This window comes from Streptomyces sp. NPDC059875, assembly GCF_042731085.1.
GTDB lineage: Bacteria > Actinomycetota > Actinomycetes > Streptomycetales > Streptomycetaceae > Streptomyces.
The window spans coordinates 1-22,843 of record NZ_JBHWJZ010000061.1; the positions used below are offsets into that span (position 1 = coordinate 1).

Consider the following 22,843-nt stretch of genomic DNA (forward strand, 5'->3'; position numbering starts at 1 on the left):
GGGGGGGGGGGGGGGGGGGGGGGGGGGGCCCCGCGGGGGGGGGGGGGGGGCGGCGCCCGGGGGGGGGGGGGGGGGGGGCCGGGGGGGGGGGGCCCCCCCCCCGGCCCCCACCGCTACTCCTCCGGGAGGTGGTCGAGCCGGCGCAGGATCACGCCCTCGCGCAGTGCCCAGGGGCAGATCTCCAGTTCGCCGACGCCGAAGAGGTCCATCGCCCCCTCCGCCACCAGCGCCCCCGCGAGCAGCTGGGGTGCGCGGCCCTCCGAGACGCCCGGGAGGGCGGCGCGCTGGTCGGCCGTCATGGCGGAGAGCTTGGGGACCCACTCCTCCAGGGACGCGCGGGTCATGACGCGCCGCAGGTACAGCCCCTTCTCGGAGCCGGGCGATCCGGCGATCCGGGCGAGCTGCTTGAACGTCTTGGACGTGGCGACCACGTGGTCGGGCTTGCCGAAGCGGCTGAATTCTCCGACCGTACGGGCGATCTGGGCGCGCGCGTGGCGGCGCAGCGCCCGTACGTCCGAGGCGTCGGGCGGGTCGCCGGGCAGCCAGCCGGAGGTCAGCCGTCCCGCGCCCAGCGGCAGCGAGACCGCCGCGTCCGGTTCCTCGTCGATGCCGTACGCGATCTCCAGCGAACCGCCGCCGATGTCGAGGAGCAGCAGCTTGCCCGCGGACCAGCCGAACCAGCGGCGGGCGGCCAGGAAGGTGAGCCGGGCCTCCTCCTCGCCGGTGAGGACCTGGAGGTCGATGCCGGTCTCGTCCTTCACCCGGGCCAGGACGGCGTCGGCGTTCGTCGCCTCGCGCACCGCGGAGGTCGCGAACGGCAGGACTTCCTCGCAGCCCTTGTCCTCGGCGGCCTGCAGGGCGTCGCGCACGGTCGCGATGAGCCGCTCGACGCCGCCGGGAGCGATCGCACCCCCCTCGTCGAGGAGCTCCGCCAGCCGCAGCTCCGCCTTGTGGGAGTGGGCGGGCAGCGGGCGGGCGCCGGGGTGGGCGTCCACCACCAGCAGATGCACTGTGTTCGAACCGACGTCGAGGACTCCGAGTCTCATGGACGGAACGCTACTGCTCCCGCGCGCATACGCTTGGCGTGTGCCAAAGACGAAAAAGGCGAAGCCGGGCAAAGACAGCACTGCCAAGGCTCACAAGACCTCCAAGAAGCAGGGCGGGGCCTCCGGCCCGGGCGAACCGGACGAGAAGGGCCTCGACTTCCCGCGCGCCTGGGTCGAGTTCCCCGACCCCGCCGACGACGAGCAGGTCTTCCGCTGCGACCTGACCTGGCTCACCTCGCGCTGGACGTGCATCTTCGGCAGCGGCTGCCAGGGGATCCAGGCAGGCCGCGCCGACGACGGCTGCTGCACGCTGGGCGCCCATTTCTCCGACGAGGACGACGAGAAGCGGGTCGCCTCCTACGTGGACCGGCTCACGCCGGAGCTGTGGCAGTTCCACGACGTCGGCACGGAGACGGGCTGGACGCAGCTCGACGAGGACGGCGACCGGCAGACCCGCCGCTGGGAGGGGTCCTGCATCTTCCAGAACCGCCCCGGGTTCGCGGGCGGCGCCGGTTGCTCGCTGCACATCCTGGCGCTCAAGGAGGGCAAGGAGCCGCTGGAGACCAAGCCGGACGTCTGCTGGCAGCTGCCGGTGCGCCGGACGTACGACTGGATCGAGCGGCCCGACGACACCAAGATCCTCCAGGTTTCGATCGGCGAGTACGACCGGCGTGGCTGGGGCCCGGGCGGCCACGACCTGCACTGGTGGTGCACCTCGGCGACGTCGGCGCACGGGGCGGGGGAACCCGTGTACGTGACGTACCGGCCCGAGCTGACGGAGCTGATGGGCAAGGCGGCGTACGAGGTGCTGGTGGAGCTGTGCGAGGCCCGTCTGGCCTCCCAGCTGCCGCTGCTCGCCCCGCACCCGGCGGACCCGACGCCGCGCTAGCCGACCGCCCGCCCGCCGCGACTGACCGGGGTGAGCGACGGGCCCGGGTGACCGACAGCCCCGGGGAGAGCGACGGGCCCGGGTGACCGACAGGCCCGGGGAGACCGAGAGGCCCGGGGTGACCGACCGCGCCGCGGTGGACGACCCGCGCGCGGCCGCCGCCGCCCGGTCTACGGCGTCGGTGGGGAGTCCGAGCCGCTCGGCGTTCCCGGGTCCGTGGATGGTGAGGGGTCGTCCGTGGGGGTCGGCTCCGTCGTCGGCGGCGGGGTGGTCGGATCCGTCGTGGGGGGCGGTTCCTCCGTCGTCGGCGGTGGGGTCGTCGGATCCGTCGTCGGCGGCGGGGTCGTCGGATCCGTCGTCGGAGGGGGCTCCTCCGTCGTCGGGGGCGGCGAGGTGCCCGCCCCGCGGCCGTCGATCCGCACCGCCGCGCCCGAGGGGTTCACCCCGACCCGCGCGGACCAGGAGCCGGCGGGCTCGCGCGCGTGGTCGACGCTGATCCGGACCGTCACCGACTCGCCCGGCCGCAGGGTGCCGGTTGCCTGGCTCACGTACAGCCACGGCGCGTCCGACCACAGCGACCAGTCGGCGGGGGAGCCTCCGGAGTTGGTCAGCGTGAGCAGGGTGGTGTCGCCGTCGCCGTGCGCGGCGACCGTGATCCGGCCTGCGCCGGGCTGGCCCGGCAGGGAGGGCGCCACCGGCCCGCCGGGGCTGATCACCTCGACCGAGACGTCCGGGGAGCGGCTGCCCTGGGTGAAGCGGCTGTCGGGGGTGGTGTGGGCGTTGCCCGCGTTCTCGTAGCGGTCGTACGGGGTGCCGTCGAGGCCCGCCGGTTCGTCCGCCTCGCGCGCGGTGACCGGGGCGCCCGCGCGGCCGCCCTCCCCCGTCATCGGACCGCCGCGGTACGAGGCCCACAGGGCGAGCACGGGGGCCGCCACCACGGCCGCCACGACGGTGGTCGTCACCGCGCGGGCCCGCATCCGGTCGCGCCGGGCCGCGTGGTCCTTGGGGTCCATCGGGAAACCGGACGGCCCGAAGCGCGGGGCGCCTGCACGCGCGCGTGGGACGTGCAGCATGGCCACGTACGCGGCCGCCCTCGGCGCCTCGACCAGCGGGAGCCTGGCCGGGGAGACCGCCGTCGCGCCGGGCCACGGGCCGCCCGCGCCCGCCCGCTCGGCGGCCCTGCGGCAGCGCGGGCAGTCGTCGACATGGCGGACGAGTTCGGCGCGCAGGGCCGCCGAGAGCAGCACCTGGTGGTCGCCGGTGAGCCGGGCGACGGTGGGGCAGTTCCCGGTCTCGACGACCGCGAGCGCGGCCCGGGTGCGTTCGACCTCGCAGGCGGCCGAGGAGAGCAGCTCCCGGGCGGCGAGGGGGTCGAGGGAGAGCACGGCGGCGACTTCGCGGTGGCCGAGACCGTGCCGGACGGCGAGTTCCAGGGCCTCGCGCTGCTCGGGGGTGGTGCCGGCCGCCTCGGGCCAGGCGAGCAGGGCCAGTTCCGCGCGTCGGTGCTCGGCGACCTCCTCGGAGACCCTCGGCGGCTCCGGGGCGGCGACGACGGGACGGCCCGTGTGCGCGCCCTGTCGCTTGCGGCGCTGCTCACCGAGGCTGCGCAGACAGGCCCAGCGGGCCAGCGCGTAGAGCCAGGCCCTGCGCCCGCCCTCGTCGGACGGACAGCGGCTGTGCTGGCGTTCGGCGACGGCGAGGACGTCGCCGAGGACGGCGGTCGCGGCGTCGTGGTCGCAGAGCACGGAGAGGCAGTACGTGAACAGGCCGTCCAGATACGCCTCGTAGCGGGCGGGCGGGTGCTGGCCGATGGTCCGAGGGCCTTCGACCGCCCGCCGATGCGCCCGGTGTGCGCCGGTGGTGTGTGTGGAGGATTCCAGCCTGCTGCTCGTCACTGGGCGACCGTAGGCAGGAGTAGGCGGACTCTTCGTACCGGTTGAACACTTTTAATCCTTACGGGTGAAGGTATCCCTCAAAAGGGGACAGGAACGTCGCATTCCGCCGCCGGGCGACCCCCTCCGGGAGGGCGGGCTCCCGGCTCCGCACCCGTTGTCAGTGCGGCCCGCTACGGTTCGGTGCATGGCTGCCCGTACGAAATCCGCCAAGGACAGGCCGTCCTACCGCTGCACCGAGTGCGGCTGGACGACCGCCAAATGGCTCGGCCGTTGCCCCGAGTGCCAGGCCTGGGGGACGGTCGAGGAGTACGGCGCGCCCGCCGTCCGCACCACCGCCGCCGGCCGTGTCTCCACCGCCGCGCTGCCCATCGGCCAGGTCGACGGCCGGCAGGCGACGGCGCGCTCCACCGGCGTCGACGAGCTGGACCGGGTCCTCGGCGGGGGGCTGGTGCCCGGCGCGGTCGTCCTGCTCGCCGGCGAGCCGGGCGTCGGCAAGTCCACGCTGCTGCTCGACGTCGCCGCGAAGGCCGCGAGCGACGAGCACCGCACGCTGTACGTGACCGGCGAGGAGTCCGCGAGCCAGGTACGGCTGCGGGCCGACCGGATCAACGCGCTGAACGACCATCTGTACCTCGCCGCCGAGACCGACCTGTCCGCCGTCCTCGGTCACCTCGACGCCGTGAAGCCCTCGCTGCTGATCATGGACTCGGTGCAGACCGTCGCCTCCCCGGAGATCGACGGCGCGCCGGGCGGCATGGCCCAGGTGCGCGAGGTCGCCGGCGCGCTGATCCGGGCCTCCAAGGAGCGGGGCATGTCCACGCTGCTGGTCGGCCACGTCACCAAGGACGGGGCCATCGCGGGACCGCGCCTGCTCGAGCACCTGGTCGACGTCGTCCTGAGCTTCGAGGGCGACCGGCACGCGCGCCTGCGGCTGGTCCGCGGCGTGAAGAACCGGTACGGGGCGACGGACGAGGTCGGCTGCTTCGAGCTGCACGACGAGGGGATCACGGGCCTGGCCGACCCCTCCGGGCTGTTCCTGACCCGCCGCGACGTCGCCGTGCCGGGCACCTGTCTGACGGTCACCCTGGAGGGCCGCCGGCCGCTCGTGGCCGAGGTCCAGGCGCTCACGGTCGACTCCCAGATCCCGTCGCCGCGCCGGACCACGTCCGGCCTGGAGACCTCCCGGGTCTCGATGATGCTGGCCGTCCTCGAGCAGCGCGGCCGGATCAGCGCGCTCGGCAAGCGGGACATCTACTCGGCGACGGTGGGCGGTGTGAAGCTCTCCGAGCCGGCCGCCGACCTGGCGATCGCGCTCGCGCTCGCTTCGGCCGCCAGCGACACCCCGCTGCCGAAGAACCTGGTCGCGATCGGCGAGGTGGGGCTCGCGGGCGAGGTCCGCCGGGTCACGGGCGTGCAGCGGCGCCTGGCCGAGGCGCACCGGCTCGGGTTCACCCACGCGCTGGTCCCCACGGACCCGGGGAAGGTGCCGGCGGGCATGAAGGTGACAGAGGTGGCGGACATGGGGGACGCGTTGCGGGTGTTGCCGAGGAGCCGCCGGGCGGCGGCTCCCAAGGGCGAGGACGGGTAGCGCACGGGGCGCGGAGAGGGTGCGCTCCGGCGCGCGGCAGAGGGGCGCGGGGCGGTGTCGCTAGACTTTGCCCTGGTCTCGCCCATCCGTACGAGCCGGAGGAGTGCAGTGGCAGCCAAGGACGGGAACGAAGCGCTGATGCGCGCGGCCCTCAGCGCGGTCGCTCCCGGCACCGCACTGCGCGACGGCCTCGAGCGCGTTCTGCGGGGCAACACCGGTGGTCTGATCGTGCTCGGCATGGACAAGACGGTGGACTCGATGTGCACCGGCGGCTTCGTGCTGGACGTCGAATTCACCGCGACGCGGCTGCGCGAGCTGTGCAAGCTCGACGGCGGGCTCGTCCTCGACAAGGACATCTCCAAGATCCACCGGGCCGGTGTCCAGCTCGTGCCGGACGCCTCCATCCACACCGAGGAGACCGGCACCCGCCACCGCACCGCGGACCGGGTCTCCAAGCAGTGCAACTTCCCCGTGGTCTCCGTCTCCCAGTCGATGCGGCTCATCGCCATCTACGTGAACGGCGAGCGCCGCGTCCTGGAGGAGTCGGCCGCGATCCTCTCCCGCGCCAACCAGGCGCTCGCGACCCTGGAGCGGTACAAGCTCCGTCTCGACGAGGTCGCCGGCACGCTCTCCGCCCTGGAGATCGAGGACCTGGTGACCGTCCGGGACGTCACGGCCGTCGCCCAGCGGCTTGAGATGGTCCGGCGGATCGCCACCGAGATCGCCGAGTACGTCGTCGAGCTCGGCACCGACGGCCGGCTGCTCTCCCTCCAGCTCGACGAGCTCATCGCGGGCGTGGAGCCCGAGCGCGAGCTCGTCATCCGCGACTACGTGCCCGAGCCGACGGCCAAGCGCTCTCGCACGGTCGCCGAGGCGCTCACCGAGCTCGACGCGCTCACCCACGCCGAGCTTCTCGAACTGCCCATCGTGGCGCGGGCCCTGGGCTACAGCGGTTCCCCCGAGACCCTCGACTCCGCGGTCTCCCCGCGCGGTTACCGGCTCCTCGCCAAGGTCCCGCGGCTGCCCGGTGCGATCATCGAGCGGCTCGTGGAGCACTTCGGCGGGCTGCAGAAGCTGCTCGCGGCCAGCGTGGACGACCTGCAGACCGTCGACGGCGTCGGCGAGGCCCGGGCGCGCAGCGTCCGCGAGGGCCTGTCCAGGCTCGCGGAGTCCTCGATCCTGGAGCGGTACGTCTAGCCGCACGCACACGGGCACGAGAAGGGGCCGTACGGAGATTCCCGTACGGCCCCTCCCTCGTATCGTCGGTCCGTCAGTCCTTGGCCAGCGTGAACGAGGCCGGCAGGACCTTCACGCCCGGCATCGTCGCCTCCACCAGGTACGTCCCCGGTCCCACCGGGCCCGCCGGGGCGGTGGCGCACTGCGGGGCGCTCCGGCCGCGGTCCCACTCCACGGTGTGCGTGATCGCCGAGCGCGCCGGGATCCGGAGCAGCACGCCGCCGGCCGGGCGGGGGCAGTGCTGGGACGACCAGACGTCGTCGTCCTTGGCGTCACTGACCGTCAGGACCGCGTTCTTCGGGCCGAGATCGGCCTTGCAGTCCACGGCCGAGGTGTTCTTGGCGACCAGGTGGAAGCGGGGCTTCTCGCCCGGCGCGTAGGAGACCTGGGCGCTGCGGAGGGTCAACTGCAGCGTGCCGGGAGCGCAGTTCGGCAGCGGAGAATTGGCCGGAACCTGCTGCCCCGCGCCCGTACCCGCGCCGCCGTCGCCGCCCCCGCCGTCCGTGTCGCCGTTCTTGCCGCCGCCCTCGGTGCCGGCGTCCGCTCCGCCCGTACCTCCGTCGCCGCCATCGCCTCCGGAGTTCTCGCCGGACTCGCCCGACTCACCCGACTCGTCCCGTCCGCCCGGCTGTTCACTGATCGCGGGACCGGAACCGGAAGGTCCGGGAGTGATCGAGGGCGCGGGAGAGGAGCCGTTGGCGGCGTCGTTCGCCTTCTTCCCGCCACCGCCACCGGAGGTGACGGCCCAGATGGCGATCAGTGCCATGAGGGCGATCAGGCACAGCGCGACCGCCCTCCGTCGCCAGTAGATGGAGGAGGGAAGCGGCCCGACCGGATTGCGCAGTGATCCCACGCCACGAACCTTACGAGAGATCGGCGCCAACTCCCGCCCCACCCGCCGCCCCAGACATCAAGTTTTGCCGATGATCACATACACCCCACTTTCGTAGGGGGTCGTCGTGGTCCTTCGGTACGGGTGCCGGGCGCAGGGCGCCGCATAGCGTCGCCGACCATGGACAACCTCTCGGACGACCTCTATCTCGACGTCACGGACTTCGCCCACTCCACCCCGCACTGGTTCCAACAGTTCGCCGAGGTGTGGACGGAGGCCGGACTGCTTCTCTTCGGCGTGCTGTTCGTGGCCGGCTGGTGGCGGGCCAGGTCCGGGTCGGGCGGTGCGATGGCGCTCGCGCTCCTCGCCCCGCTCGCGACCGCGTTCGGCTATGTGGTGAGCGAGGCGCTCAAGACACTGGTGGACGAGGAGCGTCCGTGCCGGGCCGTCGCGGGCGCCCCCGCCTCACTCGTGCCGTGCCCGCCGACCGGCGACTGGTCCTTCCCCAGCAACCACGCCGCCATCGCCGGCGCGGCGGCGGTCGCGCTCGCGCTCGCCTGGCGCGGGATCGTGTGGCTGACCCTGCCGATGGCGCTCCTCATGGCGTTCTCCCGGGTCTTCGTCGGCGTCCACTACCCGCACGACGTGACGGTCGGCCTGCTGCTCGGCGGCGCGGTGGCGTTCCTGACCGTCAAGGCCGCGACCCGGCCCGTCCGGGCGCTCGTGGAGACGGCCCGGTCGAGCCGCAACGGCGCAGTGGTGTGGTGCGCGGGGCGCGGGCCACGCCCGCGCGCCTCCACGCGCCCCGAGGGCGTGCGCCACGGCGCGCACTGAACGTGCCAGGATCGGAGGTGCCATGACTTCCATCGATGCCTCCACCCCTGTGTTCGACGCTCCTGTCGCGGCGCCTTCCCCGGCGTCCGCCCCGGCCCCCGCCGAGCTGCACGGGCCCGTCCTCGCCTGGTTCGACCGGCACGCCCGCGACCTGCCCTGGCGCCGCCCCGAGGCGGGGGCGTGGGGGGTGATGGTCAGCGAGTTCATGCTCCAGCAGACTCCGGTCGTGCGGGTCCTGCCGGTGTACGAGCAGTGGCTCGCGCGCTGGCCCCGGCCCGCCGACCTGGCGGCCGACGCCCCCGGCGAGGCCGTGCGCGCCTGGGGCAGGCTCGGCTATCCGCGGCGCGCGCTGCGGCTGCACGCGGCGGCCGTCGCCATAACGGAGCGGCACGGCGGAGACGTACCGAGCGCGCACGCCGCGCTGCTGGCGCTGCCCGGGATCGGGGAGTACACGGCGGCGGCCGTGGCCTCGTTCGCGTACGGGCAGCGGCACCCGGTGCTCGACACCAACGTCCGCCGGGTGTTCGCCCGGGCGGCCACCGGGGTCCAGTACCCGCCGAACGCCACGACCGCTGCCGAGCGCAGGCTCGCGCGGGCGCTCCTGCCGGAGGACGAGGGGACGGCGGCCCGCTGGGCGGCCGCCTCGATGGAGCTGGGAGCGCTGGTCTGCACGGCGAAGAACGAGGACTGCGGGCGCTGCCCGATCGCCGACAGCTGCGTCTGGCGGCTCGCGGGCAAGCCGGCCCACGACGGGCCGCCCCGGCGCGGCCAGACGTACGCGGGCACGGACCGTCAGGTGCGCGGCCGGCTGCTCGCCGTGCTCAGGGAGGCGGTGGGCGCGGTGCCGCAGTCCGCGCTGGACGCGGTCTGGGACGAGCCGATGCAACGGACCCGCGCCCTGGACGGCCTGGTCGCCGACGGCCTGGTCGAGCCCTTGGAGGGCGGCCTGTACCGCCTGCCGCAGTCCTGAGGCGCCCGACGCTCCTGAGGCCGAACGGACCTTCCTACCCATCAAACGCCCCTGTTACACAACCGATGGGCAGCCGTGCATCCGCCGACGGCTGCCCCGGACAGCCTCGTGACAACAGCTCCGTAACTTCGTCGACGTAAGGCAAACAGGCTGGTCACGGGGTTCGGAGGCGGTTCGGGATGTCGCATGGCGAGGTGCTCGACTTCGAGGAGTACGTCCGCACTCGGCAGGACGCGTTGCTGCGCAGCGCGCGCCGTCTCGTCCCGGACCCCGTCGATGCGCAGGACCTGCTGCAGACGGCGCTGGTCCGGACGTACGGGCGCTGGGACGGCATCGCCGACAAGTCGCTCGCCGACGCGTACCTCCGCCGGGTGATGATCAACACGCGCACGGAGTGGTGGCGGGCCCGCAAGCTCGACGAGGTCCCCACCGAGCAGCTGCCCGACGCGTCCGTCGACGACGCCACCGAGCAGCACGCGGACCGGGCCCTGCTCATGGACATCCTCAAGGTGCTCGCGCCGAAGCAGCGCAGTGTGGTCGTCCTGCGGCACTGGGAACAGATGAGCACGGAGGAGACCGCGGCCGCGCTCGGCATGTCGACGGGTACGGTGAAGTCCACGCTCCACCGCGCACTGGCCCGACTGCGTCAGGAACTGGAGAGCCGCGGCGTCGACGACGCCCGTGCTCTGGAGCGCTCGACCGTACGACGTGACGAACGGGGGCAGGACCGGTGCGCGGCCTAGGTGCCAGACACGACGGCGACGACCACGGGCCCGGCGGCCCGCGGCCTCGCTGGATCGTCCCGGCGACGAGCACCACGGCACTGGCCGGGCTCGTCGCCGTCGGGCTGTTCCTGACCGCCTGTTCCACCGGCGGTACGGGATCCCGGGACGAGGGAGCCGCCCGCGCCGACGAGGTGGCCTCGGCCGCCCCGGCCCCGTCCCCTTCGGCCTCCTCCGGGCAGATGCCCGCCAAGCGGGTCGACCCGATCGCGCTCATCAAGGCCGACCCGAAGATCGGCGAGCGCCTGAAGGGCGATCTGAAGCCGTGCGTCGCGGACGCGTACCCGGTGGACACCTCCTACGGGAACCTGACCGGCGGAACCTCGCCCGATGTCGTCGTCAACGTGATGACCTGCGGCGATGCCGTCGGCATCGGCACGTACGTGTACCGCGAGGAGAGCGGCGAGTACAAGAACGTCTTCATGGCCGAGGACGCCGCGGTCTACGCCACGATCGACCGGGGCGACCTCGTCGTGACGAAGCAGGTGTACGCCAAGGGCGACCCGGTGGCGTACCCCTCGGGCGAGGACGTGATCACCTACCGCTGGGCGGGCAGCAAGTTCAGCCAGCACGACTGGGTGCACAACGACTACAGCCGCGCGCTCGGCGACGGAGGCATCGACGGCCCCCCGACGACCGCGCCGAGCGGCAACTGAACGCAGCGGAACCAGCAGGACCGGCGGAACCGGCAGGACCGGCGAAACCCGCGGACACAGCGGAACGGAAGGCAGGAAGGCACGCGATGGCCGAGACCCATGTGCTGTTCGTCGAGGACGACGACGTCATCCGCGAAGCCACCCAGCTCGCCCTGGAGCGGGACGGCTTCGCGGTGACCGCCATGCCGGACGGGCTGTCCGGGCTCGAGGCGTTCCGGGCCGACCGGCCCGACATCGCGCTGCTCGACGTGATGCTGCCGGGCATGGACGGCGTCAGCCTGTGCCGCCGGATCCGTGACGAGTCGACCGTGCCGGTGATCATGCTGTCCGCGCGCGCCGACTCCATCGACGTCGTCCTGGGCCTCGAGGCCGGGGCCGACGACTACGTGACCAAGCCCTTCGACGGGTCCGTGCTCGTGGCACGGATCCGGGCCGTGCTGCGCCGTTTCGGGCACGCCGGCGGCCCGGCGGCCGGCGAGGCGGGCCGCGGCGACGCGCCCGAGGGCCCGGTGCTGGTCTTCGGCGACCTGGAGGTCGACACCGAGGGCATGGAGGTCCGCAAGGGCGGTGCGCCCGTCGGTCTCACCCCGACGGAGATGCGCCTGCTGCTGGAGTTCTCGTCCGCGCCGGGCACGGTCCTGTCCCGGGACAAGCTCCTGGAGCGGGTCTGGGACTACGGCTGGGGCGGCGACACGCGCGTGGTGGACGTCCACGTCCAGCGGCTGCGCACCAAGATCGGCCAGGACCGGATCGAGACGGTCCGCGGCTTCGGCTACAAGCTCAAGGCATAGGGCAGCGCACTGGTGAAGCCGCTCGCACTCCGTACGGGGGTCCGCTGGAAGATCGCCGTCGCCATCGCGGCCGTGGGCGCGCTGATCGCGGTCACCCTCAGCCTCGTCGTCCACAACTCGGCGCGCGTCTCGATGCTCGACAACGCGCGCGAGGTGCAGATGGAACGGCTGCTCTTCGCGCAGCGGATGTACGAGAGCTCCAAGCCGAAGGAGCCACGGTTCGGCACCAAGATCAACGACCCGATGCTGCCGCCGCAGCTGGACCAGCTCATGCGGGACAAGCGGCGCGGTACGTACGTCCAGGAGCACAGCCACGGCGGTCCGCCGGACGTCTGGGCGGCCGTGCCGCTCGCCAACGGTGACGTGCTGTCGCTGCACATCCCCTTCGCCGACCGCTCCACGGCGATCATGAAGGATCTCGACCGGGCTCTGGTCATCGGTTCGGTCTCGGTCGTGTTCGGCGGCTGCGCGCTCGGCGTGCTCATCGGCGGCCAGCTCTCGCGTCGGCTGCGGAAGGCCGCAGCGGCGGCCGGCAAGGTCGCGCAGGGCAACACCGACGTACGGGTACGGGACGCGATCGGCGGAGTCGTCCGCGACGAGACCGACGAGCTGGCGCGCGCGGTGGACGCCCTGACCGACGCCCTGCAGGAGCGGATCGAGGCCGAGCGCCGGGTCACCGCCGACATCGCGCACGAGCTGCGCACCCCGGTGACCGGTCTGCTCACGGCGGCGGAGCTGCTGCCGCCCGGGCGCCCCACCGAGCTCGTACGGGACCGGGCCCAGGCCATGCGGACCCTGGTCGAGGACGTATTGGAAGTCGCCCGGCTCGACAGCGCGTCGGAGCGGGCCGAGCTCCAGGAGATCGCGCTCGGCGAGTTCGTGGAACGCCGGGTGCGGGCGCTCGACCCGGACGCCGTCGTGCACGTCGTCCACGAGTCCTGGGTGAACACCGACCCGCGCCGCCTCGAGCGCATCCTGGGCAACCTGCTCGCGAACGCGGCCAAGCACGGCAAGCCGCCGGTGGAGGTGACGGTCGAGGGCCGGGTGGTACGGGTCCGGGACCACGGCCCCGGCTTCCCCGAGGCGCTGCTCCGCGAGGGCCCGAGCCGCTTCCGTACCGGTGCGAGCGACCGCGCGGGCCAGGGCCACGGGCTCGGGCTCACGATCGCGGCGGGGCAGGCCCGGGTCCTCGGGGCCCGGCTGACGTTCCGCAACGCGGCGCCCGAGGGCACCCCGGAGGGGGCGGGCGGGGCGATCGCGGTGCTCTGGCTCCCGGACCACGCGCCGACGAACACCGGCAGCTTCCCGATGATCAAGTTCGCGGACTAGCGGGCGGACGGCTGGTACGGGAGAGGCCCCGCCGTTACGTGAGAGGCCCCGGCACACCTGGTGTGTCGGGGCCTCTCGCGTACGTGCGTGGATCAGACGGTCTCGGAGACCTTCGGCGCCTCGTCCGTGGCCTGCGGCTTCGCCGCCGGTCCGGCGCCCCGCAGGGCCACCTCCTTGACCAGGAAGGCGAGGACGAAGCCGACGACCGCGACCGCCGAGCCGACCAGGAAGGCGGAGTGGGTGCCGGCGGACACCGCGTACTGGTACGCCTCGCGCAGCGCGGCGGGCAGCTTCGCCAGGGAGGCCGCGTCGAGCTGGGCGGACTGCTGGGTCAGCTCCGAGCCACCGCGCGCCGCCATCTCGTCCTGGACGCGGCTCGTGAAGAGCGCGCCCATGATCGCGACGCCGAAGGAGGAGCCGAGGGTGCGGAAGAGGGTGGTCGCGGAGGACGCGACGCCCATGTCCTTCATCTCGACGCTGTTCTGCGCGACGAGCATCGTGATCTGCATCAGGAAGCCCATGCCGGCGCCGAGCACCGCCATGTAGATCCCGGAGGTGAGGCGGGAGGTGCCGGTGTCCATCTGGGCGAGCAGGAACAGGCCGATCACCATCAGCGCCGAGCCGATGATCGGGAAGATCTTGTACTTACCGCTGTTGGTGGTGATCCGGCCGGAGACCAGCGAGACAACCATCATCGACAGCAGCATGGGCAGGAGCAGCAGGCCGGAGTTGGTGGCCGAGGCGCCCTGCACGGACTGCTGGAAGAGCGGCAGGAAGAGGACCGCGCCGAACATCACGAAGCCGGTGAGGAAGCCGATCACCGACATGAGCGTGAAGTTCCGGCTCCGGAAGATGTGCAGCGGCACGACCGGGTCGCTCGCGCGGGTCTCGGCCCAGAGGAACGCGGCGAGCGCGGCGACACCGGCGACCGAGAGGCCCACGATGGTCGCGGAGCCCCAGGCGTACTCCGTGCCGCCCCAGGTGGTGACCAGGACGATCGCGGTGATGCCGACGGTCAGCAGCGCGGCGCCGAGGAAGTCGATCCGGGTGGAGCGGTCGCGCTCCTTCTTGGGCAGGTGGAGCACCGCGGTGACCATCGCGAGGGCGACGGCGCCGAGCGGCAGGTTGATGTAGAAGGACCAGCGCCAGCCCCAGTGGTCGGTGATGGTGCCGCCGACCAGCGGTCCGCCGATCATGGCGAGCGCCATCACGCCGGCCATCATGCCCTGGTACTTGCCGCGCTCACGGGGCGGGATCAGGTCGCCGATGATCGCCATGACGCCGACCATCAGACCGCCGGCGCCGAGGCCCTGGACGGCACGGAAGCCGATGAGCTGGCCCATGTCCTGCGCCATGCCGCTGAGCGCCGAGCCGATCAGGAAGATCACGATCGAGGTGAGGAAGACGCCCTTGCGGCCAAACATGTCGCCGAGCTTGCCCCAGATGGGGGTGGAGGCGGCGGTGGCCAGCGTGTACGCGGTGACGACCCAGGAGAGGTGGGCCAGGCCGCCGAGCTCGCCGACGATCGTCGGCATGGCGGTGCCGATGATCATGTTGTCGAGCATCGCGAGCAGCATCGCGATCATCAGGGCGAGAAGGACGACGCGGACACTGCGCGGCTGCTCCGCCCCCTGGGCCGTCTTCGGTTCCGGTGTCGTCGTCATGTCCCCTGCTCCCGGCACCCGACTGGGCGCTTACTTGCCGACCGGCTAGTTACTACACTGGGGACGGTAGACGCGAAACTAGCCGGGCGTCAAGTAAGTAAACGTGTGTGGGAGCGAGCAGACCATGGCCAGAGGCAACACCCGCCAGCGCATCCAGGACGTGGCTCTCGAACTCTTCGCCGAGCAGGGCTACGAGAAGACCTCCCTGCGCGAGATCGCGGAGCGGCTCGACGTCACGAAGGCGGCGCTGTACTACCACTTCAAGACCAAGGAAGACATCCTGATCGGGCTCTTCCAGGACCTCACCCGCCCCATGGACGAGCTGATCGCCTGGGCGAACGCGCAGCCCCGCACCCTGGAGACGCGGCGGGAGATCCTGCGCCGATACCAGCGGGCCCTGCAGGACGCGGCCCCGCTGTTCCGCTTCATGCAGGAGAACCAGGCCACGGTGCGCGAGCTGAGCATCGGCCTGACCTTCAAGGAGCGCATGATCGAGCTGACCGGCCTGGTGCAGGAGCCGGACTTCGCGATGGCCGACCGGGTGCGCTGCGTGAGCGCGATCTTCACCCTGCACGCCGGCACGTTCTTCATGGACAACGTCGAGGGCGACCTCGAGGAGAAGCACGAAGCCGTCCTCGAGGTCGCCCTCGATCTGCTCACTCAGGCGCATCACGCGCCGTAGGGAGTCCGTACAGGTCAGATGGTGACGCCCACCGAACGCAGGAACGCGGCCGGGTTGAGGGCGGAGCCGTAGTTCGGGGTCGTACGGATCTCGAAGTGCAGGTGCGGGCCGGAGGAGTTGCCGGTGTTGCCGGAAGAGGCGATCTTCTGGCCGGCGGCGACCTTCTGGCCGATGTGCACGTTGATCTTCGACAGGTGCGCGTACTGCGAGTACTTGCCGTTGGCGTGCTTGACGACGATGGCGTTGCCGTACGCGGGACCGTCGCCGCCGCCGTTCGGGCCGGCCTTCACGACGGTGCCGGCGCCGGCGGCCTTGACCGGGGTGCCGACCGGGACGGCGAAGTCCTGGCCGGAGTGCTTGTGGGCCCACATGGCGCCGCCCTGGTTGAAGCTGGCGGTCAGCGTGTAGGAGCCGACCGGCTTGACCCAGGACGGGGCCTTCTTGGCGGCGACCGGGGCGACCTTCACGGTCGTGGCGGCAGTCGCCTTGGCAGCGGCGGCCTTGACGGCAGCGGCCTTGGTGGCGGCCTGCGCCTGGGCATCGGCCTGCGCGGCGACGGCAGCGGACGCACCCGTCGCGGCAGTCGCGATGGTGGCGGCCTTGCCCTCGACGGCGAAGGCGGACCCTGCTCCGGCCACCAGCGACGCTCCCAGACCCGCAGTGGCGAGGGCGACGGCGGTGATACGGGCGGCGGGGTTCATGACGCGCTTCGACATACGGGGGAAAACCTCCGGGAAGAACGGGACCCGCCGCGAGCGGTGCGCCGGGCGGGCTGTTGCTCATCCTTGGTAACCCGGACCCCCATCCGGCGTAAAACACCCCATCTACGACATTGCGTCGTAGCGATCTCCCGGGAAGTTCAGACCTTGACGACCCCGGACCCCCACCTTCGAAATCGGACAAACCGGCCCAAGAGAAGCGGTTTATCCGCACGTCGCCCGCGCCCGAAACGGACCATCAGGGCACTTCCCGCACGGTTCGACCCCTCCCGGGACCAAAGTCCCGAGCCAGGAGTCCGGAACGTCCCGAAAGAGCACCAAACGCCAGCACTATTCCGGCTAGTACCCCTCGAAACGCCTGTGCGCCTTGTCACGGCGCTCGCCCCCTGAATGGGACCTGGGTCACGCAACCGGCGCCCTTTGGATCACGTCCCGCACTACGCTGACGACGATCGACAACGAGCACGGCTGCTTCGGGGGACGCACGTGGATCCAGCACTCATCGGCATGCGACTGGCCTCGTCCGCGATGGGCCCGCTGCTACGAAAACTGCTGGTCAAGGACGGCCCCGGCGCCGGCCTCACCGGTACGCGCAAGCCCGTACGGCTCTCCGGGCTCGTCTCCTTCCGCGGCGAGAAGCGCACCCTGACGGAGAAGGACGTCCGCAAGCTCGCCGCCACCCTCGTCGAGCGAGCCGTGGCGGGCCCCGGCGAGCCGCCCTTCCCCGCCGACGAAGCCGAGGCGCTCACCGACACCCTGACCACCACCCTGCTCGCCCTCGGCGACCTCGACATGGACGACGTCCAGGCGGTTCGGCTCGGCCCCACGGCCCTCGCCCGGGCCCTGCGCGCGGCGGCCCCGCCCCCGGACGGCCTGTCGGCGGACTCCGTCCTCTTCCTCGACACGCTCCTCGAGTGGTCCTGCGTCCAGATCCTCGAGTTCTTCACCCAGCGGCCCACGTTCGTGGCCCGCACGCTCGTGGAGCAGACCCGCGGCCAGGCGGAGCTGAACGCCAAGGTCGACGAGGTCATCCGCCGCACCCCGCGCGTGGACGCGCGGGACGCGGAGTTCGAGCGGCGCTACCTGGCGTACGTGGCGAAGAAGCACGGCAGCCTCACGATCTACGGGGTCGAGCTCCGGGACGCGCCGGAGAGGTGGCCGCTGGACGTGGCGTACCTGTCGCTGGAGGCGACGGGGGCGGGGAGCGGGGCGGACCCGTCACTCGCGGAGCTCCTCCCCCAGGGGGAGCATGCCGCGGCAGTCGTCCTGGCAAGAGCCTCGGACCTTCCGACCGCGCTCTCGGCACTGATGGCGATGTCGGCCGAGCAGCGCAACGCCGTGAACGTGGCCGCGGACCGCTTGCTCCGCGCCATGGACCTGGGCGGCCGCGCCGACCTCGCCCTCGCCCGGCACGACAAGGTGCTCCTGCGTGGAATGGCCGGCTCCGGCAAGACGACCCTCGTCCAGTGGCTGGCCGTCTCGGCCACCCGCGAGGACCTCGCGGACGGCATGGCGTACCTCCGCCACCGGATCCCCTTCGTCCTCCCCCTCCGCACCCTCACCCGCCACGGCGAGCGGCTCCCCGCCCCCGACCGCTTCCTCTCCGCCGTCGACTGCCCGCTCTCCCCGCCCGAGGGCTGGGCCGACCGGGTCCTCGCCGCCGGGCGCGGGCTGATCCTCGTCGACGGCATCGACGAGATCCCCGAGGCCGAGCGCGACCGGGCCCGCCGCTGGCTCCGCGACCTCCTCGACTCCTACGACGGCAACCGCTGGCTCGTGACCTCCCGGCCCACCGCCGTACGCGACGACTGGCTGGGATCCGAGGGCTTCGCCGAACTCACCCTCGCCCCCATGTCCGCCGCCGAGGTCACCACCTTCGTCCGCCGCTGGCACCGGGCGGCGGGGCCGGAGGCCGCACCGTACGAGCAGCTCCTCCTCGACGCCCTGCGCACGACGGCGGACGTGGCCCAGCTCGCGACCAACCCCCTGATGTGCGGCCTGATCTGCGCCTTGCACCGCAGCCGCCGGGGCTTCCTGCCGCGCGGCCGGAAGGCGCTGTACGACGCGGCGCTCTCGATGCTCCTCTCGCGCCGGGACCGTGAGCGGGACATGGGCACGCCGTACGGGATCGAGCTGGGCGAGGCCCCGCAGATCCAGCTGATCCAGCGGATCGCGTACTGGCTGACGCTCAACGGCCGCACGACGATGGACCGTTCGCACGCGGAGTCGGTCGTACGGGAGGCCGCGCCGGCGATCACGGAGGCGGCGGCGTACGAACCCGGCGCGGTCTTCACCCACCTCCTCCACCGCAGCGGCCTCCTGCGCGAACCGACCGCCGACACGGTCGACTTCGTGCACCGCACCTTCCAGGACTACCTCGCGGCGAAGGCCCTCGTGGACCGCTGGGACATCGGCGTCCTCGTCCAGCACGCGGCGGACGACCAATGGGAGGACGTCATCCGCATGGCCGTCGGCCACGCCCGCCCGCGCGAATGCGTGGAGATCTTCGACGAGTTGCTGGCGGCGGCGGACGCGGCGCCGGACCGCCGTACGCAGCTCAGGGTGCTGGTGGTGGCGGCGACGGCGCTGGACCACGCGACGGAGGTGGCACCGGAGATCCGGGAGCGGATCCTGGCGCGGACGGCGGAGGTGATCCCGCCGCGCGAGAGCGCGGAGGCGCGTGAACTCGCTTCGGTGGGCGCGGCGGTACTGGACCTGCTGCCCGGACCTGAAGGCCTCGACGACCGGGATGCGCAGATGGCCGTGGTGACCGCCTCCCACATCGAGGCCGACGCCGCCCTGCCCTACCTCGCCCGGTTCGCCGACCATCCGGACATGCTGGTCCGCTCCCAACTCATGTGGGCCTGGCGCCGGTTCGACACGCGCGCGTACGCCGACGAGATCATCGCCCGCCTCGACGCGACAGATCTGTTCTTCACCATCGGCTCCGACGAGCAGGCCGGAGAACTCGTACGACTGGGGCTGCGGCCCTCCGGCCTCGATCTCCGCCCGGGCCTCTCGGACCAAGGGCTGGCGGCGCTCGCCCCCTTGTTCGCCGAGGCCCGGGACCTCAACGTCGCCCAGTGGGACTCGTGGTCGGCCGAGACCTGCCTCAGGTCCGACAGCGTGATCAGTCTCATCGCCTCCGCCGCCCCCAACGAGGGATTCGGCTCGCTCGCCCGCCTCCCGGAGCTGCGGCTGATCATTCTCCGGCAGGCGCCCTTGCTGACCGCAGAGGACTGGCGCGGGATCGCGTCACTCACCAGCCTGCGCACCCTCCACGTCCGGTCCTCGACTCTCCTCGATGTCCCCGACCTCCTCCGGCTGCCGCAGATCGACCTGCTGACGCTGTACCTGGCCGAAACCGACGCACCCTTCGACAAGGTGGCCGAGGTCTTCCCCGGTCTTCGGAAGCTCTCCCTGCGGCAGGGCCCGATCGGCAGGGAACAGGACGTGGCTCCTTTGGCCGGCCTGAAGCACTTGACCCTCATCAGCGGGACAGGCCTCGGCTTCACCGGCACGGAACACCTCGCCCCCACCGTCGAAGTCCGCACATGAGCTGACCGCCCCCGCCCTCCCCGGGTACGTTCACGATCATGACCGACATCGAGCTCGCCGACGCCATCGAGTCCGTGCGCGATCAACTCGTCGACGCCGCCACCCGTGCCACCGGAAAGCCCGTCGCCTTCGAAGTGGGCGACATCGAAATGGAGTTCACGATCGAACTCCGCAAGGAGGTGAAGGGCGGGACCAAGGTCAAGGCCTGGGTCGTCGAGGCCGGAGCCGACGCCTCGCGGGCGCGGGGCGAGACGCACCGGGTCTCGTTCACCCTCAAGCCACGCAACGCGGCGACGAACGGGCCCTGGCTCGTCGGCAACGACGACGCCGGGGACACCTCCGACTTCGGTGCCGGGCCGGCGCGCTGATGGTGGGCATCACGCCGAGCCCCTCCGTACGGCTCCCCGTCGCCGTCCACTCCGAACACCAAGGGCGGCAGGGAAGTGGTGTGCTGCTCTCCGGGCACACCGTCCTCACCTGCTCCCATGTGCTGGGGAGCGCCTATACGGCCTGGGTGTCCGTTCCCGGCCGGAGCGAGCGGGTCCTGTGCCAGGTGATCTGGTCGGACCAGCGGCTGGACGCGGCGCTCCTCCAGGCCCCGGAGAACCTGGTCCACCCTGGCGGCAACCAGTACCGGCCGAAGATCAGCATGCTCGCCACCGACCGGCCGCTGCCCGGCTGCGAGATCCTCGGCTACCCCCGCGTCCAGCGGTACGAAGAGGGACGCAAGCTGGAGAGCGACCAGTACACGGGCACGGTCCTCCCCCTCGCCGGGCTCATCCGCCGCACCATGGTCTTCGAGTGCGACGTGCCCCCGGCCACCGAGCGTGCCGACGACGGCGCCTCGCCTCTCGCCGGGCTGTCCGGAGGGCCCGTCGTCGCCGGAGACGGGCTGCTCGGCATCGTCAGGGAGGTCCCCCGCGGGCGCGGCCACCGGCGGGTGGAGTGCGTGCCCCTACGCGCCATCGCCGCGAACGGCGAGTTCCTCGTCGCGTTCACCCAGGCCACCGGCCGTGGATTCCCCTCGCTCACCGCCCTCACCCGGCACAGCGCGACCGATTCGCCGTACGAGCAGGAGTACGGCGAGGCCGTCGCGGCCGCCTACCGCCGCACCCGGATCTTCGGCCTGGACGAACTCGGCCGGCACGCCTCCTCCTGGGACCTGGACACCGCCTATCTCTCCCTGGAGGCCACTTCCAGGGACCCCGAGGCCGCACCCGTCACCGCGCCGGCCCAGCGCATCGACGAACTCCTCGCCTCCCGCCCCCGCGTCCTCCTCCGCGGCGACGCAGGCGCCGGAAAGACCACGCTCGTCTGGTGGCTCGCCGCCCACGCCGCCGCCGGCACCCTGGGCCCCCGACTCGCCGAGCTGAACGGCCTCGTGCCGTTCGTCGTCCCTCTCCGGACGCTCCGGGCCCGCGGCTCCGGCTTCCCCTCCCCCGCCGAGCTCCCCGGCGTCGCGGGCCTGATGGTCGACCCGCCGCCCGACGGCTGGGCCGGGCGGGTCCTGTCCGGCGGCCGGGCGCTGCTGCTCGTCGACGGTCTCGACGAGGTGCCCCAGGAGGACCGGGAGGCCACCCACGCCTGGCTCTCGGGACTCCTCGCCCGTTTCCCCCGTACCCGCTGTGTGGCGACCGTGCGGCCGCTCGCCGTGGAACCGGAGTGGCTGGCCGCCGAGGGCTTCGAGGAACTGACCCTGCTGCCCATGCGGGACCAGGACATCCAGGCCTTCGTCACCGCCTGGCACGCGGCGGCGCGGCTCGACGGGGACGGCGAGCAGCTGACCGCGCTCGAACAGGACCTCGCCCGGCAGTTCCGCCACAATCCGGCCCTGTCCGACCTCGCCCGCACCCCGCTGCTGTGCGCAGTGATCTGCGCGCTCCACCGGTTACGGGAAGGGTTCCTGCCCGAGTCGCGCTGGGCGCTGTACGACTCGGCCCTCCAGATGCTCCTCGGCGCCCGCGACGACCGGCGCCGGATCGACGCCCCCGACGGCATCCGGATGTCGGTGGAGGAGCACCAGCAGCTGCTCCAGCGGCTGGCGGCCTGGCTGGTCCGGGGCGGCCAGACGGAGTTCACCCGGGAGCAGGCGCTGCACCAGCTGAACCGCGCGCTGCCGGGGATGCCGCGGGTCGGGGCGCAGGGGACGCCCGAGGAGATCCTCACCCACCTCCTCAACCGCAGCGGCCTGCTCCAGGAGCGGACCGGCGACGTGTTCCAGTTCGCGCACCGGACCTTCCAGGACTTCCTGGCGGCGAAGGAGTTCGTCGAGGACGACCTCGTACCGGAGCTCCTGCGCCACGCGCGGGAGCAGCAGTGGCACGACGTCCTCCTCCTGGCGGCCGGCCACTGCTCCCGCCGTGACCTGCCGGTCCTGGTGGAGGGCCTGCTGGCGGCCGGCTCAGGGTGCCGGGACCGGGACCTGAAGACGACGCTGTACGTCCTGGCGTCCCTGTGCGCCCAGCACGCGGCCTGGCTCTCGGAATCGCTGCACCAGCGGGTCGCCAAGGCGGTGAAGTCCGTGCTGCCGCCACGCAGCACCACCCAGCTGACCCAGCTGGCCCGACTGGGCGCCGACGTGCTGCCCCAGCTGCCCGGCCCCGAGGCCCGGACCAAGGGCGCCCCGAACCTGACGCTCCCCCTGATCTGCGAGATCGGCGGCGCCTCCGCCCTTCCCTACGCCCGCGTGTACGCGGACGAGGATCACGCCGTCACCCTGGCCATGAACTGGTCTCGGTTCCCCGCCGAGGAGTACGCCAGGAAGATCTTGACCCGCATCCCGCTCGGTGGCATCGCGCTCTTCGTCAGGAACCGGGAACAGCTGGCGCAGCTGCCCCTGCTGCGCCATGCTCCCGACCTGATCCTGCAGGGCGACTTCACCCCGGCGGAGATGGCGGACCGGCTCGTCGATCACCCGCTGCGCGGGCTCACGATCAGCCAGAACCACCATCTGACCGATCTCTCGCTGCTCGCGCCGTTCGGGCCCACCCTGGACGCCCTCGGTCTGCAGCGGTGCGCACGGCTGACGGACCTCACCGGCCTGGCCGGGCTCGATCTGCTCGTCACCCTGATGCTCGACGGCGTCCATGTCGGCCCCGCCGACCTGGAGGTGATCGCCGGGCTGCCCCGACTCCGGCGGCTGACGTTGCGCCATCCCGTCCCGGACGGGGACCGCCTGGATCTGGCACCCCTGCGCTCCGCCGCCCTCGAAGTGAAGGTCGAGGGTCTCGCCAAGCGGAACGTCCTCGGCCGCACCGGCTTCGGCGACCGCCTCAGCCTGGAGCCGTGACGGAAAAAGGGGCGGGGCCGGGGCCAGAACCCGGAGGGGGCGCCCCCCGAGGAACCGCCAGGACCCAAAAGAGCGCCGCACGG

18 protein-coding genes are annotated in these 22,843 nt (G+C 72.6%); 13 read left to right on the forward strand and 5 right to left on the reverse strand.

Annotated elements, in window-relative coordinates; translation table 11 throughout:
* Positions 1 to 113 precede the first annotated feature (113 nt).
* Positions 114 to 1,046: a Ppx/GppA family phosphatase gene (locus tag ACFV9D_RS37475; RefSeq protein WP_385157088.1), complete on the reverse strand. Its 933-nt coding sequence runs from the start codon at positions 1,044 to 1,046 to the stop codon at positions 114 to 116.
* Positions 1,047 to 1,086: 40 nt separating this feature from the next.
* On the opposite strand from ACFV9D_RS37475, the gene ACFV9D_RS37480 reads away from it, so the two are divergent.
* Positions 1,087 to 1,935: a hypothetical protein gene (locus tag ACFV9D_RS37480; RefSeq protein ID WP_385157090.1), complete on the forward strand. Its 849-nt coding sequence runs from the start codon at positions 1,087 to 1,089 to the stop codon at positions 1,933 to 1,935.
* Positions 1,936 to 2,105: 170 nt separating this feature from the next.
* Here the strand turns inward: ACFV9D_RS37480 and ACFV9D_RS37485 are convergent, their stop codons facing one another.
* Positions 2,106 to 3,830, reverse strand: coding sequence for a hypothetical protein (locus tag ACFV9D_RS37485; protein WP_385157093.1), 1,725 nt, complete (start codon positions 3,828 to 3,830; stop codon positions 2,106 to 2,108).
* 184 nt (positions 3,831 to 4,014) lie between these two features.
* On the opposite strand from ACFV9D_RS37485, the gene radA reads away from it, so the two are divergent.
* Positions 4,015 to 5,418: a DNA repair protein RadA gene (gene radA / locus ACFV9D_RS37490; RefSeq protein WP_361855702.1), complete on the forward strand. Its 1,404-nt coding sequence runs from the start codon at positions 4,015 to 4,017 to the stop codon at positions 5,416 to 5,418.
* Between the two features lie 138 nt (positions 5,419 to 5,556).
* Entirely contained in the window at positions 5,557 to 6,615 is a 1,059-nt protein-coding gene (disA, locus tag ACFV9D_RS37495; protein WP_329125588.1) for a DNA integrity scanning diadenylate cyclase DisA, read from the forward strand.
* A 73-nt stretch (positions 6,616 to 6,688) separates the two neighbouring features.
* Here disA and ACFV9D_RS37500 read toward each other — a convergent pair whose 3' ends face one another.
* Positions 6,689 to 7,507, reverse strand: coding sequence for a hypothetical protein (locus ACFV9D_RS37500; RefSeq protein WP_385157096.1), 819 nt, complete (start codon positions 7,505 to 7,507; stop codon positions 6,689 to 6,691).
* Positions 7,508 to 7,666: 159 nt separating this feature from the next.
* Here ACFV9D_RS37500 and ACFV9D_RS37505 point away from each other — a divergent pair, with 159 nt between their 5' ends.
* From ACFV9D_RS37505 to cseC, 6 genes are all read left to right on the forward strand, one after another.
* Positions 7,667 to 8,320 (forward strand): phosphatase PAP2 family protein, encoded by a 654-nt coding sequence (locus ACFV9D_RS37505; protein WP_385157100.1) that lies wholly within the window; start codon positions 7,667 to 7,669, stop codon positions 8,318 to 8,320.
* A 22-nt stretch (positions 8,321 to 8,342) separates the two neighbouring features.
* The gene (locus ACFV9D_RS37510; RefSeq protein ID WP_385157103.1) at positions 8,343 to 9,290 is read left to right on the forward strand and encodes an A/G-specific adenine glycosylase; all 948 of its coding nucleotides are present in this window, start codon (positions 8,343 to 8,345) and stop codon (positions 9,288 to 9,290) included.
* 179 nt (positions 9,291 to 9,469) lie between these two features.
* A complete protein-coding gene (locus tag ACFV9D_RS37515; RefSeq protein ID WP_361855712.1) occupies positions 9,470 to 10,033 on the forward strand; it encodes a SigE family RNA polymerase sigma factor in 564 nt (187 codons plus the stop codon).
* Positions 10,021 to 10,728: a hypothetical protein gene (locus ACFV9D_RS37520; protein WP_385157105.1), complete on the forward strand. Its 708-nt coding sequence runs from the start codon at positions 10,021 to 10,023 to the stop codon at positions 10,726 to 10,728. The genes ACFV9D_RS37515 and ACFV9D_RS37520 overlap by 13 nt, the downstream gene beginning before the upstream one ends.
* 86 nt (positions 10,729 to 10,814) lie before the next feature.
* Positions 10,815 to 11,519: a two-component system response regulator CseB gene (gene cseB, locus ACFV9D_RS37525; protein WP_385157108.1), complete on the forward strand. Its 705-nt coding sequence runs from the start codon at positions 10,815 to 10,817 to the stop codon at positions 11,517 to 11,519.
* A 12-nt stretch (positions 11,520 to 11,531) separates the two neighbouring features.
* Positions 11,532 to 12,848 carry a two-component system sensor histidine kinase CseC gene (gene cseC, locus ACFV9D_RS37530; protein ID WP_385157111.1) on the forward strand — a complete coding sequence of 439 codons (1,317 nt, stop codon included), beginning with the start codon at positions 11,532 to 11,534 and terminating at the stop codon, positions 12,846 to 12,848.
* Between the two features lie 92 nt (positions 12,849 to 12,940).
* Here cseC and ACFV9D_RS37535 read toward each other — a convergent pair whose 3' ends face one another.
* Entirely contained in the window at positions 12,941 to 14,512 is a 1,572-nt protein-coding gene (locus ACFV9D_RS37535) for an MDR family MFS transporter (protein WP_385157114.1), read from the reverse strand.
* Positions 14,513 to 14,636: 124 nt separating this feature from the next.
* On the opposite strand from ACFV9D_RS37535, the gene ACFV9D_RS37540 reads away from it, so the two are divergent.
* Positions 14,637 to 15,194, forward strand: coding sequence for a TetR/AcrR family transcriptional regulator (locus ACFV9D_RS37540; RefSeq protein WP_385157117.1), 558 nt, complete (start codon positions 14,637 to 14,639; stop codon positions 15,192 to 15,194).
* A 14-nt stretch (positions 15,195 to 15,208) separates the two neighbouring features.
* On the opposite strand, the gene ACFV9D_RS37545 is transcribed toward ACFV9D_RS37540, so the two are convergent.
* Positions 15,209 to 15,910, reverse strand: a complete 702-nt coding sequence (locus ACFV9D_RS37545; RefSeq protein ID WP_385157120.1) for a M23 family metallopeptidase — start codon at positions 15,908 to 15,910, stop codon at positions 15,209 to 15,211.
* Positions 15,911 to 16,399: 489 nt separating this feature from the next.
* Between ACFV9D_RS37545 and ACFV9D_RS37550 the strand changes: the two genes are divergently transcribed.
* From ACFV9D_RS37550 to ACFV9D_RS37560, 3 genes are read left to right on the forward strand one after another with little or no spacing between them, the layout of a single operon-like run.
* Positions 16,400 to 19,471 carry an NACHT domain-containing protein gene (locus ACFV9D_RS37550; protein WP_385157123.1) on the forward strand — a complete coding sequence of 1,024 codons (3,072 nt, stop codon included), beginning with the start codon at positions 16,400 to 16,402 and terminating at the stop codon, positions 19,469 to 19,471.
* Between the two features lie 38 nt (positions 19,472 to 19,509).
* Entirely contained in the window at positions 19,510 to 19,839 is a 330-nt protein-coding gene (locus ACFV9D_RS37555; protein ID WP_385157125.1) for a trypco2 family protein, read from the forward strand.
* Positions 19,839 to 22,760, forward strand: a complete 2,922-nt coding sequence (locus tag ACFV9D_RS37560) for an NACHT domain-containing protein (RefSeq protein ID WP_385157128.1) — start codon at positions 19,839 to 19,841, stop codon at positions 22,758 to 22,760. Before ACFV9D_RS37555 ends, ACFV9D_RS37560 begins: the two co-directional genes overlap by 1 nt.
* Positions 22,761 to 22,843 lie beyond the last annotated feature (83 nt).

Coding starts and splice junctions, on each gene's coding strand:
- ACFV9D_RS37475 (WP_385157088.1), bottom strand. CDS start 1,046: ATGAGACTCGGAGTCCTCGACGTCGGTTCGAACACAGTGCATCTGCTG.
- radA (WP_361855702.1), top strand. CDS start 4,015: ATGGCTGCCCGTACGAAATCCGCCAAGGACAGGCCGTCCTACCGCTGC.
- disA (WP_329125588.1), top strand. CDS start 5,557: ATGCGCGCGGCCCTCAGCGCGGTCGCTCCCGGCACCGCACTGCGCGAC.
- ACFV9D_RS37505 (WP_385157100.1), top strand. CDS start 7,667: ATGGACAACCTCTCGGACGACCTCTATCTCGACGTCACGGACTTCGCC.
- ACFV9D_RS37510 (WP_385157103.1), top strand. CDS start 8,343: ATGACTTCCATCGATGCCTCCACCCCTGTGTTCGACGCTCCTGTCGCG.
- ACFV9D_RS37515 (WP_361855712.1), top strand. CDS start 9,470: ATGTCGCATGGCGAGGTGCTCGACTTCGAGGAGTACGTCCGCACTCGG.
- cseB (WP_385157108.1), top strand. CDS start 10,815: ATGGCCGAGACCCATGTGCTGTTCGTCGAGGACGACGACGTCATCCGC.
- ACFV9D_RS37535 (WP_385157114.1), bottom strand. CDS start 14,512: ATGACGACGACACCGGAACCGAAGACGGCCCAGGGGGCGGAGCAGCCG.
- ACFV9D_RS37540 (WP_385157117.1), top strand. CDS start 14,637: ATGGCCAGAGGCAACACCCGCCAGCGCATCCAGGACGTGGCTCTCGAA.
- ACFV9D_RS37545 (WP_385157120.1), bottom strand. CDS start 15,910: ATGTCGAAGCGCGTCATGAACCCCGCCGCCCGTATCACCGCCGTCGCC.
- ACFV9D_RS37555 (WP_385157125.1), top strand. CDS start 19,510: ATGACCGACATCGAGCTCGCCGACGCCATCGAGTCCGTGCGCGATCAA.
- ACFV9D_RS37560 (WP_385157128.1), top strand. CDS start 19,839: ATGGTGGGCATCACGCCGAGCCCCTCCGTACGGCTCCCCGTCGCCGTC.